Origin of the sequence: Mesorhizobium sp. M7A.F.Ca.US.014.04.1.1, assembly GCF_003998745.1 — a bacterium.
In the GTDB taxonomy this organism is placed as follows: domain Bacteria; phylum Pseudomonadota; class Alphaproteobacteria; order Rhizobiales; family Rhizobiaceae; genus Mesorhizobium; species Mesorhizobium ciceri.
The window spans coordinates 1-13,892 of sequence record NZ_RZRW01000096.1 but is presented as its reverse complement, the minus strand read 5'-3'; the positions used below and the strand labels follow the sequence as shown (position 1 = coordinate 13,892).

14 protein-coding genes and 1 tRNA gene are annotated in these 13,892 nt (G+C 63.4%); 6 read left to right on the top strand and 9 right to left on the bottom strand.

Annotated elements, in window-relative coordinates:
• The 3 genes from EOA22_RS09330 to EOA22_RS09320 all read left to right on the top strand — a co-directional run.
• Positions 1 to 589: carboxyl transferase domain-containing protein (locus tag EOA22_RS09330; protein WP_281040757.1), on the top strand; the 589-nt coding region annotated here is incomplete at its 5' end.
• 217 nt (positions 590 to 806) lie between these two features.
• Complete coding sequence (locus tag EOA22_RS09325) at positions 807 to 2,105, top strand: murein L,D-transpeptidase family protein (RefSeq protein ID WP_127389939.1); 1,299 nt, start codon at positions 807 to 809, stop codon at positions 2,103 to 2,105.
• A gap of 8 nt (positions 2,106 to 2,113) precedes the next feature.
• Complete coding sequence (locus EOA22_RS09320) at positions 2,114 to 2,350, top strand: sulfurtransferase TusA family protein (protein ID WP_024503732.1); 237 nt, start codon at positions 2,114 to 2,116, stop codon at positions 2,348 to 2,350.
• 10 nt (positions 2,351 to 2,360) lie between these two features.
• Here the strand turns inward: EOA22_RS09320 and EOA22_RS09315 are convergent, their stop codons facing one another.
• Together EOA22_RS09315 and EOA22_RS09310 are read right to left on the bottom strand one after the other, a co-directional pair.
• Entirely contained in the window at positions 2,361 to 3,470 is a 1,110-nt protein-coding gene (locus tag EOA22_RS09315; RefSeq protein ID WP_027162928.1) for a GTP-binding protein, read from the bottom strand.
• A gap of 3 nt (positions 3,471 to 3,473) precedes the next feature.
• A complete protein-coding gene (locus EOA22_RS09310; RefSeq protein ID WP_127389938.1) occupies positions 3,474 to 4,637 on the bottom strand; it encodes a D-alanyl-D-alanine carboxypeptidase family protein in 1,164 nt (387 codons plus the stop codon).
• 213 nt (positions 4,638 to 4,850) lie between these two features.
• Here EOA22_RS09310 and EOA22_RS09305 point away from each other — a divergent pair, with 213 nt between their 5' ends.
• The 3 genes from EOA22_RS09305 to EOA22_RS38725 all read left to right on the top strand — a co-directional run bounded on the left by EOA22_RS09305 (position 4,851) and on the right by EOA22_RS38725 (position 8,637).
• Positions 4,851 to 6,014, top strand: coding sequence for a M20 aminoacylase family protein (locus tag EOA22_RS09305; RefSeq protein WP_063169116.1), 1,164 nt, complete (start codon positions 4,851 to 4,853; stop codon positions 6,012 to 6,014).
• Positions 6,015 to 6,097: 83 nt separating this feature from the next.
• Positions 6,098 to 6,174 (top strand) — tRNA-Arg (locus tag EOA22_RS09300).
• 477 nt (positions 6,175 to 6,651) lie between these two features.
• On the top strand, positions 6,652 to 8,637 hold the full coding sequence (locus tag EOA22_RS38725) for a hypothetical protein (RefSeq protein WP_244514235.1): 1,986 nt from the start codon (positions 6,652 to 6,654) through the stop codon (positions 8,635 to 8,637).
• A gap of 151 nt (positions 8,638 to 8,788) precedes the next feature.
• Here EOA22_RS38725 and EOA22_RS37670 read toward each other — a convergent pair whose 3' ends face one another.
• The 7 genes from EOA22_RS37670 to EOA22_RS09265 form a co-directional block, all read right to left on the bottom strand.
• Complete coding sequence (locus tag EOA22_RS37670) at positions 8,789 to 8,953, bottom strand: hypothetical protein (RefSeq protein WP_164745797.1); 165 nt, start codon at positions 8,951 to 8,953, stop codon at positions 8,789 to 8,791.
• Between the two features lie 200 nt (positions 8,954 to 9,153).
• Entirely contained in the window at positions 9,154 to 9,348 is a 195-nt protein-coding gene (locus EOA22_RS37665; protein WP_164755342.1) for a hypothetical protein, read from the bottom strand.
• 542 nt (positions 9,349 to 9,890) lie between these two features.
• Positions 9,891 to 10,244 (bottom strand): cupin domain-containing protein, encoded by a 354-nt coding sequence (locus EOA22_RS09285; protein ID WP_024503728.1) that lies wholly within the window; start codon positions 10,242 to 10,244, stop codon positions 9,891 to 9,893.
• Between the two features lie 332 nt (positions 10,245 to 10,576).
• On the bottom strand, positions 10,577 to 11,470 hold the full coding sequence (locus EOA22_RS09280) for a sugar phosphate isomerase/epimerase (RefSeq protein WP_063169118.1): 894 nt from the start codon (positions 11,468 to 11,470) through the stop codon (positions 10,577 to 10,579).
• 63 nt (positions 11,471 to 11,533) lie between these two features.
• Positions 11,534 to 12,472 carry an ABC transporter substrate-binding protein gene (locus EOA22_RS09275; RefSeq protein WP_013529341.1) on the bottom strand — a complete coding sequence of 313 codons (939 nt, stop codon included), beginning with the start codon at positions 12,470 to 12,472 and terminating at the stop codon, positions 11,534 to 11,536.
• Between the two features lie 76 nt (positions 12,473 to 12,548).
• Positions 12,549 to 13,547: a COG4158 family protein gene (locus tag EOA22_RS09270; protein ID WP_027162931.1), complete on the bottom strand. Its 999-nt coding sequence runs from the start codon at positions 13,545 to 13,547 to the stop codon at positions 12,549 to 12,551.
• Positions 13,544 to 13,892: ATP-binding cassette domain-containing protein (locus EOA22_RS09265; RefSeq protein WP_164755340.1), on the bottom strand; the 349-nt coding region annotated here is incomplete at its 5' end. The genes EOA22_RS09270 and EOA22_RS09265, both read right to left, overlap by 4 nt.

Genomic DNA, 13,892 nt, shown 5'->3' with positions numbered 1-13,892 from the left:
AGCCAGCCGCCTGAAGCACAATTTCGGCTCGGTTCGGCCGGAGGGCTACCGCAAGGCGGTACGGCTGATGGAACTGGCCGACCGCTTCAAGATCCCGCTCCTGACGCTGGTCGACACGGCCGGCGCCTATCCCGGAGTCAACGCCGAGGAGCGCGGCCAGGCGGAGGCTATCGCCCGTTCAACCTCGACCTGTCTCGGCCTGAAAGTACCGTCGATCTCGGTGGTCATCGGCGAAGGCGGTTCGGGCGGCGCCATTGCCATCGCCACCGCCAACCGCGTCTACATGCTCGAACACGCCATCTATTCGGTGATTTCGCCGGAAGGTGCCGCCTCGATCCTGTGGCGCGACACGACACGATCGAAGGACGCGGCGACCAACATGAAGATCACCGCGCAGGATCTTCTGGAACTGAAGATCATCGACGCCATCATCCCCGAGCCGCTCGGCGGTGCGCATCGCGGCGCCGAAACCGTGATCGCCGCGACCGGAGACCTCATCGCCAGGACGATGAAGGACTTCGCCGGCGCCAACACCGATTTCCGCGAACAGCGCCGCGAAAAATACCTGGCCATGGGCCGCAGTCTCTGACCACAGGCACCCTTGGCCGCAACAATGTGGCGGAGCGGAGCATTTTTGCCACAAAAATGCCGCTGCATTCGGCTCAATGAGACTGCCGCAGGGGGATGCGTCGGCACTTGCGGTAAGGAATTTATTAGGGTTAACGGGCTTAGGGTCCGTCGATGCGCAGTGTAGCAGCCGGGGCAGGAAACGTCCTGGCGCCAGAGAAAAGACGATATCCGTAGCCATGTTTGTCAAGCTTGCCCGCACCGGAATCCTGATCGCTGCCCTCGGCGTTGCCGGCTGCAACAATTCGTCGATGAAGGATTTTGCCCCGGAGGCCAACAAGCCGCTGCCCGACAAGATCCTCGCCGACATGAGGGCCAAGGGCATGGTCCGCACCTCGTCGGTGATGGCCCGCATCTTCAAGGAAGAAGGCAAGCTCGAGATCTGGAAGGCCAAGACCAACGGCCGCTATGACATGGTCGCCAGCTACGACATCTGCAAATGGTCGGGCAAGCTCGGGCCGAAATACACCGAAGGCGACCGCCAGGCGCCGGAAGGCTTCTACACGGTGCGCCCGGCGCAGATGAATCCGCGCTCGAACTACCATCTGTCCTTCAACATCGGCTATCCCAACGCCTATGACCGCGCCAACGGCCGCACCGGCTCCAATTTGATGGTGCACGGCGCCTGTTCGTCGTCGGGCTGCTATTCGATGACCGATGCGCAGATCGAGCAGATCTATGCCTTCGGCCGCGATGCTTTCCAGGGCGGCCAGACCGAGTTCCAGATCCATGCGTTTCCGTTCCGCATGACCGCCGCCAACATGTCGCGCTACCGCAACGACACGAATTACGACTTCTGGAAGATGCTCAAGGTCGGCTACGACAATTTCGAGATCACCAAGGTGCCGCCGAAGGTCGATGTCTGCGAGAAGCGTTATGTCTTCAACCAGGTAGCCGCCGACGGTCAGACATTCGATCCGACTGGCGCCTGCCCGGCGACGACGCAGCCTGATTCGCTGAAGAGCGCCTACAATTCCTACATGAGCACCTATGACGCGGCGTTCAGCGGCGCGGTCAAGGCCAGCGTGCCGGCGCCCAAGCCGACCATCGCCGGTATCAAGGAAGCCAGCATCGTCTCCGACTGGTCCAAGCGCCGCGCACGCGGCGAACGCGTACCGATCGATCCGCCGTCGCTCAACAATGACGGCTCGGTCACCGAGACGGCACGCATGGGCCGCATCGATTCGCCCGCCGGCCGCAAGATGGCGGCTCTTGATGCCGAAAAAGCTGCCAAGCAGAAGGCCGAGGAGCAGAGGCTGGCTGCCATAGAGGCGGCCAAGCAAGCCAAGGAAGCCGCCAAGGCCCAGGCTCTGGCCGAAAAGGAGGCCGAGAAGGCCGCCAAGGAGGCCCCAGTCGCCACCGCGACCATCGCGGCCCCTTCGGAAGCGGCGCCAATGGCTGAAACGCAAGCGGCGAGTGCCGACGAAAGCCGGGTGACGAAGCTGAAGAACAAGCTGCTCGGCATGTTCGGCGGTTGATATCGCCCGTGGCTGATCGCGCCGCTATTTATGACCTCAAGGGGCTGAACTGCCCCTTGCCCGTGCTCAAGGCCAAGAAGCGCCTCGCGGGGATGCAACCGGGCAGTCGGCTCTGGTTGGAGACCACCGACCCGCTCGCCGTCATCGACATTCCGGCATTCTGCTCCGAGAGCGGCCACCAGTTGATTGAAACGGCCGCGGTCTCCGGCGGCCATCGCTTCCTGGTCGAGCGCGGCGCGCCGTAATCGTTGGGAGCTACCGCCCGGCGATCGCCAGCGGATTGTTTTCCAGCGCCGCGCGGTCGGGCGTGTCAACCGACGGCCGGTCGGTGAAGGCGGCGAACAGCCTGCGGATATAATCTTCCGGCATGTCGAGCGTGATCAGCACCAGCCGCGTGCCACGCTGGCCATCCGGCCAGGACGGCAATTGCACCGGCGGATGCAGGATCTTCTGCACGCCATGGATCACCAGCGGCCGCGACGGGTCTTCCCTGAGCTCGATGACGCCCTTCATGCGCAGCAGGCGCTCGCCATGGGTCGAACGCAGCAGGTCGAGGAACATCTCGATCGCCGAAAACGGCACCGGGCCGTCATGCACCAGCGAATAGGAGCGCACGCGCTGATCGTGACGATGGCCGTGGTCATGGCCATGCTCGTGATCATGACCAGCATGATGGTGATGATCGTGCGCCGCTTCCTCGCCAAGCCAGCGCCGCACATCGGCGGATTTGGTTGCCGGGTTGTAGAGGCCGCAATCAAACAACGCCGCCACGCCTGTCTCCGTGTCGCCGGCATCGAGCAGTTCGGCGCCCGGATTGATCTGCCGCAGGCGCGCCCGCAGCATTTCCAGCTCATTGGGGTCGGTGGCCAGATCGGCTTTGCTGAGCACGATGCGGTCGGCGACGGCAACCTGCTTTACCGCCTCGACATGGGCATCGAGCGTGGCGTTGCCGTTGACGGCATCGACCAAAGTGATGACGCCGTCGAGCCGGAAGGCCTGGATCAGCGCCGGATGCGCCATGATCGACTGCAGCACCGGCGCCGGGTCGGCAAGGCCGGTGGTTTCGACGATGACGCGGGCGAGCCGGGCAATGCGGCCGGTCTGCAGCCGGTCGACCAGGTCGGCCAGCGTATCGACCAGTTCGCCGCGCACCGTGCAGCACAGGCAGCCGTCCGACAGCTGGATGATGCCGTCGGAAGACTGCTCGACCAGCAAATGGTCGATCGCCACCTCGCCGAACTCGTTGATGATCACCGCGGTGTCGGCCAGCGCCGGATCCTTGAGCAGCCGGTTGAGCAGCGTCGTCTTGCCGGCGCCGAGGAAGCCGGTCAGCACCGAGACTGGGATCGGGAAGCCGCTGCCCATTGGCTAGTTCGCAACCTTGACCGGCTGGTCGCCCTGCGCGGCGGAGCCGGCAATCTTCGGGCCGGTGCCGGCCGGTGCCGGCCTGTCGGGCCGCCAGCTCGGGATCGGCACATCGGCAAATTCCTGCGCGCCCTGGTCGAGGATGGCCTTCGGCGCCGGACCGGTGGCGCCGCCAAGGCCGACGGCAACCAGCGTCGGCACATGGTCGAGCTTTTCCTGATAGGGTGATTTCGGCACGTTCTTGGCGGCGGCCGGCGGCGCCTCGGATTGCTCCTGCGGCGTCTTCTTCTTGCAGACCTCGTCCTGCATGTCGTTGGGTGAGACCGTGTCGCCATAGGGCGCCAGCGTGGTGACGGTGGCCGAGCCGGCGACAGGCGTGTCGAACCCCTGATCGAGCAGTTTTGCCGCCGTCTCGGCGCGGGTGACCGCCGACTTCTCGCCAAGCACAACCGCGACCAGCGTGCGCCCGTTGCGCGTCGCCGAACCGATCATGTTGAAGCCGGAAGGGCAGACAAAACCGGTCTTCATGCCATCGGCGCCGGGATAGCGGCCGATCAAGAGATTGTAGTTGGGGATCGCCTTCTTGCCGACGGCAAGGCCCTCGATCGAGAACCACGGCACATATTGCGGAAATTCGCGGCGGATCGCCATCACCAGCACGGCGAGGTCGCGCGCCGTCGTGTACTGATCCGGCGAATAGAGCCCGTTCGGATTGACGAAATGCGTGCCGTTCATGCCGAGCCGGGTCGCCTCGGCGTTCATCCGGTCGGCAAAGGCCGCCTGCGAACCGCCGACATTTTCGCCGACAGCCATGGCAATGTCGTTGGCCGATTTGACCAGCATCATCTTCAGCGCATTGTCGAGCCGCATCACCGAACCCGGCTTGAAGCCCATCTTGCTTGGCGGCTCGGCGGCGGAGTGTTTGGGCACCTTGATCGGCGAATCGAGCTGTACCTCGCCGGCCGCGATCGCCCGAAAGGTGACGTAAGCGGTCATCAGCTTGCTCAGCGATGCCGGATACCAGCGCTTGAACGCATCCTGATGCTGCAGGATCTTGCCGCTGCCGAGGTCGAACACGACCACCGGATTGGCCAGCGCCGGCCCGGCCACAACCGACAGCGCGATTGTGCCAGCCGAGAATAGTTTGAGGAAATGCCTGTACCGCATGATCAAATCCGAAATCGCCTCTTGCCGTAGTCGCCCCTGGCTCCGTAAGATTTCATTACGCGATCGCCAGCATATGGTCCGACCCTCAAAACCCGGACCCCATTGTTGCGGTGCTATTTACTCTATGTGACGCCAAGATGGCAAAGTGCCTGGCGATCACAATTGCAAGGCAGCGGCCAACACCCGCCGTCCCAACAGCGAGATGGAACCATCATGCCAATCCTGAACCGTGCCGCCGAAATGCAGGACGAAGTTGCCGGCTGGCGCCAGCATCTGCACCAGACGCCAGAACTGAACTTCGACGTCTTCAAGACCGCCGCCTTCGTCACCGAGAAGCTGAAGGCTTTCGGCTGTGACGATGTGGTCACCGGGCTCGGCAAGACCGGCGTGGTCGGCATCATCCGCGGCCGCCAGGGCGAAGGTCCCACCATCGGCCTGCGCGCCGACATGGACGCGCTGCCGCTCAACGAGATATCAGGAAAGCCCTACGCCTCGACCATCCCCGGCAAGATGCATGCCTGCGGCCATGACGGCCACACGGCGATGCTGCTGGGTGCGGCCAAATACCTCGCCGAGACGCGCAACTTCACCGGTTCGGTGGCGGTGATCTTCCAGCCGGCCGAAGAGGGCGGCGGCGGCGGCAACGAGATGGTCAAGGACGGCATGATGGAGCGTTTCGACATCTCCAGGGTATTCGGCATGCACAACATGCCGGGCCTGCCTGTCGGACAGTTCGCCATTCGCCCGGGCCCGATCATGGCGGCGACCGCCGAATTCACCATCACCGTGCGCGGCAAGGGCGGCCACGCGGCGATGCCGCACGGTACGATCGACCCGATCGTCATCACCAGCCAACTGGTCGGCGCCTTGCAGACGATCGCCTCGCGCAGCACCGATCCGGTCGAGGCCGTGGTGGTGTCGGTGACCAAGTTCCACGCCGGCGATGCCTACAACATCATCCCCGAAACCGCCGAAATCGCCGGCACCGTGCGCACCTTGCGAAAAGAAATCGCCAAGAAGTCCGAAGAGCGCATCCGCAGCATTTGCGACGGGCTGGCGACCGCGTTCGGGGCCAGGATCGAGGTTGACTACCAGGCGAATTATCCCGTGACCTTCAACCACGCGGAAGAGACGGTGTTTGCCGGTGACGTCGCGATGAGTGTCGCTGGCGACGCCCATGTCCACCGCGGCATCCAGCCGGTGATGGGCGGCGAGGATTTCTCCTACATGCTCGAAGCCCGCCCCGGCGCCTTCATCTTCATCGGCAATGGCGACACCGCCGGTCTGCACCACCCGGCCTACGATTTCAACGACGAGGTCATCCCGCACGGCATGAGCTACTGGGTGAAACTGGCTGAAACCGCGCTGGCCGCCTGACAGCGGCAGCGCAAAGCCGGCCGAATTGCCTTCGGCCGGCCTCTTGGCGAAACGATCCGAAGCGGCTATGTGTCTGGCCGCGTGGTCCCGTAGCTCAGTAGGATAGAGCGGCAGATTCCTAATCTGTAGGTCACAGGTTCGATTCCTGTCGGGATCACCATGCTTTGCATCAGCTTAGCAAATTGACGTCGTACTTTTCGCGAAACAGTACGACGAATTCTAATCTCGGCGGGAATGCATCACCGAACAAGGAACGATCAGCTTCACTACGAAGAGCGGGCACTACAATGGCCCTTTGTCTGGCCGAAGGCTGCCTGCAGGATCACTAGGAGCTGATGGTTGACCGTGGTGCGCTGTGACCTAGCTTAAAGTTCATGATGGACAGTCCTAAGCCCGGAAATGGCGAATTGTCCGCACCGGCGAACTCTCGCGAGGTTGCTATGCAGAGGCGCAAACCGGCGTTTCAGAGCCCTGCATGCGTCCTTGGTCGGCCATTGCCCGCTACGGAATATCAACTGCGGCGATCTATCGGAACGCGACCGGCGCCCCGCCATCCGCAACAATTCGCAAGGACCAGAAGGATCCCGAAGAAAGCGACGCTCCGAGAGCGGTAAGGCCTTGGCGAATACCAAGGCGAATGACCAGACATCGCTTTATGAACTTGGCAATACACCCAGAACGCACGGGCACGGCAATGCCAAATTATCTTGCCGAAATGTATGCAAACGACGTAAATCTGGCCATTCTGAGCGCAGTGGTGACGCTTGCATCGGTGGGCGTCTATCTTGTGCTCCGGCGTATCCTTGCCGCAGTGCGACGGCGCCGCCTTGCAGCGTTTGACGAAGGCAGATCCGGTTTCGCCGACGAGGCTTCTTGGGAATGGGAAAGCCCGGACGGACTTGTCGTCGGGCCTGCTTCTTCCAAGGCTGCCAACCCCTTGCATGCGGTCGGCCTGGATGTTCGGGCTCAAAATACCAACTACTCTCGGTTCGGAGTGCGAATCGAACATTTCGCCGCGACATCCGAACCCAGCGGGTGCTCGTCAGTGGTCGAGACCGGTGCTCCTGCACCGAACAGAGTGCAGTCTGGCCGGCTTGCAGCATCCATCAGCGCGATCGCGGAACGTGGGAAGCGGATTTGCGGGTCGGCATGGAACCAATTGCGCCATAAGGCTTCACCGCCAAAAATTGCTCCGTTGGCCTATGCTGCGGATCGCGGTTTGAATTTCACAGCTCAGTTGAGAGATCCCGACCCGGCCATGGCGCCTGCCTCAAACCCTGTCGTTCGCAGGCCGATCGTTCTTGTATCGCGCTTGGGTCTCGCCGCCATTTGTCTGGCCGCGCCGATTGGCTATGCGATGACGAGACAAATCTGGGTCGAAAGCGCTTCCGCCATCTCGCAAACCCAAGACCAGGCCCATCGAGACCTTTCGCGCCCGCTGGGATTTCAGGCGAGTGCCGAATTGCTTGGCCCGGATCTCACGGCTAACCAGGCGCAAACCGGGACGGATCGTGCTCAGGCTGCCGCTGCGAGACAATTGGCCGACCAGGAGCACCGGGCGGCGGAAGGCGAGCGTGCCAGGAGCGCCGCTCTGCAGGGAGCGCTCCTCGAGGCGAGCAAGCAGATCCACACGCTGAGGGCAAGCATGGCAGCTGCCGATGACGCGCGCGAGGAGCGGTTGCGCAATGAACTCGCGGCAGCCCGCACCCTTGACGCGTTGCGGCGCATTGCGGGAGAGGCCGGCACGATGCTGAGCGAGGGCGCCAGCTATGTCCTTAAGGAGATGCCCGCTGCTCATCTCGAGCAGGAGCAAGCCCAAAGGCAGGCGCGCGATTTATCGCAAGCGCGCGTCCAAATTGAACAGCTTGAGACCGAGGCCGCCAAGGATCGCGCCACGGCCAAGGCTTCACTGGTGCAGGCGAGCGGCATACTCGACGACGAGCGCCGGAAGACGGAGCTGCTTCGTGGCGATCTCGCCGAAGCGAAACTGGCCAATGCCGCACTCATGAAGCGTACGGCTGCGGCTGAGCAGGAACAGACCGACGCGGTCACAGCGAGACAACAAGTGGAGCGGACCGCAGCTGACACGGAGCGAACGCTCGCACGAGAACGCGCTGCAGCAGCAGCGGCCGTTGAGGAGCTGAAAGAAGCTCGCATCGAGCGCCAGGCGGCTGAACTGGAGCGAGCCAAGGCAGTCTCAGCGAAAGAGCGTGCCGAGCAGGCCGCAACCGAGACGGCACAGGCCCTGGCACGGGAACGTACTACAGCCGTCATGAATCGTAAGGATCTCGACAGAGCACGCATCGAGCGCGAAGCCGCCGCCCAAGCTCTTTTGGTGCGTGTCGCTAAGCTTCAGGAGGCTCTGGACGAGCAACGCAAGGCCACTGTTTCTCTTGCCCGCGACTTGGCTGCGGCGCGCGGGGACAACGACAGGCTCAGGACTGAGCGCCGCAGCGCGCAGATCGAACCGCCCCTGAAGCCGCGTTCTGGCCGCGCGGCAGCCAGCCAGGTGAAGGCCGTCAGCAAGAAGATTGGCAAGGTTCGCAGCCCTTCGCGGATGACCCGGGTGCGTTCGATCACACTTCCTTATTCGCTCTTGCCAAGACACGTGACACCGCAGTGATTTCCGACTGCGCGGTCGCTTCCGTGGAAGGCCATTTTTGATGCCCCGCACCCCTTCGTAATGCACCCGAGGCCTGCTGCCATTTCGGCCAAAGATGAATGGCCTCTCGAATTCACCCTGCTTCATCAGCGAGAGTGTTCTGCGCGATGCGCTATGTCAGGCCGATCACGCTGCCTGTCGCGTCCAATTCGCATTGGATCGCCGCCTGCCGCGTTTCCACGCTGCCTTGCCGCGCATAGTCGATGCTGACCTCGATGGGGGCCGAGATCGTCGCCCGACTCAACTGATGTACGAAGCCCGCGCTGGTGACGCGCACGCTGGTCGCCCCCAACGGAGCGGCGGCCGACTCGATGGCATCATGGCAGGCCCGAACGACTTTATCCGGGACGCCCGGCAGCGCCTCGGTTCGGCTGACTGTTGATTGAGTTTTGCTGTCGCTGGGAGGCTGGAGAGCGGCCGGGAGGTCGAGCGACTGTCCGCCCCTTGCGGACGCAACAGCAGTGGCGGTGGCCGAACCTACAGTCCCCGGGGCTGTCGTAGTGCCGCTTGTGCTGGTCTCGCCGTCGTCCGCCGACGAACTGGAGCCGCCGGGGTCGTCGCCAGTCCCTTTGTGCGAGCCGCCCTGGTTGCCGCCGGCGTCATGACCTCCACCGCCCCCATGGTCACCAGAACCATGGCCGCCGTTGCCATGCCCTCCGCCTTGCTGACCACCGGTTGCAGCTCCTGCGCAAACTACCGCGATCGAGCAAGCTAAGACGAAATACGCACAGGTGAATCCACGCGATTGACGCACGACGACCTCCATGGATGCGTCGGTCCAACCGTCTTTCCGCGGCGTGCAGTCAGAACGGCGCGAACCGCCGCTGCCCCCGAGGCAACCTCGCGATTGCCGCGCCCCCGAAAGAACTAGGGGATCAATCCGGTCTATCAAGGATACCTGGCCGGCAAGCACCGATGAGAGGGCGCTTGGCTGGCGAGTGCCGTATCATTCATGTCGAGGCCGACCGTCTGGATGACGCCGCAGACGCCTTCATGACCCAATGACCGGAGTCCGAGGAGTGGCCTGGCCGAGGCCCCGGCGAATGCAGAGATCAGCGAATACGCTTACCGCGCCCAGGTCAGCGCACCTCCTCCGAGCCATCGGCGACACCCAGGCGATGTCGGTGGGATGGCCTCCAAAAGGCCCCCGGAGGCACGAAAAAGCTTCGCTTGAGCACTCGCCGCGATGGCGCGGCCAGACGGATCACCCCGCTTCAGCCGACCCGCACGACAAAATGCTTCGTCACCGGCTCGATGATCTTCCAGGTTCCCTTGAAATCCGCTTCCACGACGAAGGCATCGCCGGGGCCGACCTCGACCGGCGTGCCGCCGTCCGGCGTGATGATGATGCGGCCGGCGATCATGTGCACGAACTCATAGTCGGTATAGGTGGCGTGATAGGTGCCGGGTGTCGCCCGCCAGGTGCCCGACAACACCTTGCCGTCCTCGGTCGTGTGCTGGACGGCGGTTTGCATGGTCGGCCTGCCCTCGACGACGATCCAGCCAGCCAGATCGCCTGCGTCCGCGTGTTCGACGGTGCCGAATTTGAGGATTGTCTCGCGTGTCATGTGCTGAACTCCGTTTGGGGATTGCGTGGCGCTGTTTGCCTGGCCGGTCAGATAACCGATGCACCTGCCGCGAGCAATGCCGCCGCCATACGGCCGGCACCTTGGCTGACGGTGCATCAAACAAAAACCCGCCTGTGCGGCGGGTCACTGGCGCAAATCAGCACCATAGGCAAAAATGTACCATAGCTGAGGTCACCGAGTCAAGAAAAAATTCCTATCGCGAAAAAGCTGGCGGCGCAAAAGCTGCCAGCACTGGCTGCCATAAGGCCGTTTGTTGATTTGAAGTCAGAGCCCTGCCATGCGGCGCACGCCGCGCCCTCTCGACGGGCGGGTCAGGGTTTGTGGCGCGCCGAAACGAGTTCCGCCTTGCGCCTTGCCGTCTCCAGCCCGAGCCCGATGAAGGCGCGCGCGTGCTTGGCCAGCGCCATGTTGTCCGTCCACAGATTGCGCCAGATGGCGGTCTTCTTCGACAGGTGCTCATCGACGATTTCCGAAGAGAAGGATTCGAAGCTGAGATCGTCGCTGTAGCCGATCGCCGTCAGCGCATCGAAGATCGCGGCGAAATCGATATTGCCGGTGCCGAGGAAGCCGCGATGGCTTTCGCCGATATGGACATAGCCGATCTTGTCCGCGGCTTGATGGATGGCCAGCCCGACATCGGCCTCCTCGATGTTCATGTGGAACGTGTCGAGATGCAGGAAGATGTTGTCCGAGCCAGTGTCCTCGATGAAGGCCAGTCCTTGCGCGGCGGTGTTGAGCAGATTGCTTTCGAAGCGGTTGACGATCTCGAGGTTGAGCGTGACGCCGGCCGCCTTGGCTGTTTCGGCAACCTTGGCCAGCGTGCCGGCACTGCGCTGCCATTGATCGCGCGTCGGCGCCTCGACCTGCAATCCGTGGCTGGTCGAGAGAATGCCGGCGACCTTCCGGCCGCCGAGGTCACGCGTCAGCGCGATGGTATCGTTGAGGATTTCGACGCCGCGCGCGGCAATCGCCCTGTCGGCGCTCGAAATATCGCCGTCAACAGGCAATCCGATGCTGATCGCCACGCCGAGGCCAAGATCGGCGATGCGCCTGGCGAGCCCGCCGATGTCGACATCGGCGGGGTCGAGATAGGAGAATTCGATGAGATCGAAGCCGGCCTCCCTGGTGTTGGCCAGCGTGCGCTCCAGATCGGCCTGAGCCGAGCTCGCCGACCAGACGAAAGAATGGATTCCAATACGCGACATCATCGTCTCCGGTGCTGACAAGGTGCGGCCGGGTCATCCCGGCCGCACCGGTCTTGGAAGAATTTAGCGGGCTGCGGTCCAGCCCTTGTAGTCCTTCAGGTTCTCGGCCGTGATCAGCTTCGGGTCGAGCAGAACGGTCGGCTCCGCCGGCTTCTTGCCGGCCAGCAGCTCGGCCGCCATCGTCAGTGACTGGCCGGCCATCACATAGGGATCCTGCGAGGCCGAGGCCTTGATCATCGAGGTGCCGGAAGAGAGTTCCTTCTCGATATCGGGCGCGCCGTCGACGGCGGTGAAGATGAACTCCGAACGGTTGAGCTGCTTGGCAGCGAGCTGGGCGCCGATCGCCGTCGGGTCATTGATGGCAAACACCGCATCGATCTTGTCGAAGCGGGTGAGCAGCGACTGGAACACCTTCAGGCCGCCGTCGCGCGAGCCTTCGGCATTCTGGTCGTCGGAGAGGATCTTGATGTCGGGATGCTGCGAAAGCACGTTCTTGCAGCCCTTCACCCGCTCCAGGATCGACGACGATGCCGGTCCGTTGAGGATGACGTAGTCGCCCTTGCCGCCGGTGTGGTCGACCAGGTACTGGCAGGCCTCTTCGCCGGCCTTGACGTTGTTGGTCATCACGGTGACGTCGGCGCCCGGCGCCGAAACGTCGAAGGCGGCAACGACGATACCTGCGGCCTGTGCCTTCTTCACCGCCGGCGCGATCGCCTTGGCGTCGACGGCATTGAGCATGATCACGTCGACACCGGCGGCGATGAACGAATCGACCTGCGAGACCTGCTTGTTCAGGTCATAATCGGCCGATACCGAGGTCACCTCGACCTTCGGGTTGATCTTCTTGGCCGCGTCCTCGATGCCCTTGATGGTGGCGACGAAGAAGGGATTGCCGAGCAGGCCGACCGAGATACCGACCTTGTTGAGGTCCTTGGCCGAAGCAGGCGCGATGGCGAGCGACGCGAGTGCGACGCCGCAGAGCAGTTTGGCGATGGTCTTCATTGCTTTCCTCCGATTGCCCCGCGCCTCTCACGGTGCGTTACACAAACCGGTCGTTGACGCCGGCGACTAAGGTCAATCACGTTCTTGCTCCTGCCTGGAGCCTGTAGCGGTCGAGGGCGACCGCCACGATGATGACCAATCCCTTGATGATGTACTGCCAGATGTCCGAGACACCGGCCAAGATGAGCCCGTTGGAGAGCACCGCGATGATCAGGCCGCCGATCAGCGTTCCCCAGATCGAGCCGACGCCGCCGACGAAGCTGGTGCCGCCGAGAATGACCGCGGCAATGGCGTCGAGTTCGTAGGACTGGCCCAGCTGCAAGCCGTTGGCGGCGTAGAGCCGGGCCGCCGACATGGCGCCGCCGAGGCCGGCCAGCAGGCCGGAAACGCCATAGACGAAGAGCAGCACCAGCGGCACCTTGATACCGGTCAGCCGCGCCGCTTCGGCATTGCCGCCGACGGCGTAGATCCAGGTGCCGAGCACGGTGCGCTTGAGCACCAGCCAGGACAGCACCACCACCGACAGTGCGATGATGACCAGCCACGGGATGCCGAACAGCGAACCGTTGCCGATGAAATCGAACGGCAGGTCCGAATTGAACACCGTGGTGTCCTGGCCGAGCAGGCGGGCGACACCGCGCACCGCGGTCAGCGAACCCAGCGTGACGATGAAGGGCGGCAGCTTGATGTAGGCGATGAGCAGCCCGTTGATGAGGCCGAAGCCGAGGCCGACCAGAATGGCCGCCGGCACGCCGAGCAAACCCCAGTCCGGCACCAGCGATACGATCACCGCCACCATCGCCGATGCGGCGAGGATGGCGCCGACGGACAGGTCGATGCCGCCGGTGAGGATGACGAAGGTCATGCCGGCCGCCAGCACGATGTTGATCGACGACTGCTGGGTGACGATCAACAGGTTGGTCTCGGTCAGGAAGCGCGGGTTCAGGAACTGGAAGCCGGCCGCCAGCAGGATCAGCACCGGCAGCATGCCAAGGGCAGCGAAAGCCGTGCGCAACCGTCGGCTCGTGCCGGTGGCCTGGCCGCCTGCGCTGATCTCGGTCGCCTTGTCGGTCATTGCTGAGCCGCTCCCGTTGCAAGTTCCATGATTTCCTCCTGGCTTAGCGGTTCGCCTTGCGATGCCGTCACCTCGCCCGATATCTTTCCGTCGCGCATCACCAGCACGCGATCGGCGACGCCGATCACCTCGGGCAGTTCGCTGGAGATCATCAGGATGGCGATGCCCTGCTTGGCGAGATTGTCGATCAGCCGGTAGATTTCCGATTTCGCTCCGACATCGACGCCGCGGGTCGGCTCGTCGAGGATGACGACCTTCGGCTCGGTCTCGAGCAGGCGGGCGAGCAGCACCTTCTGCTGGTTGCCGCCCGACAGCGAGCCGGCATTGGCCTGCACCGAACTGGTG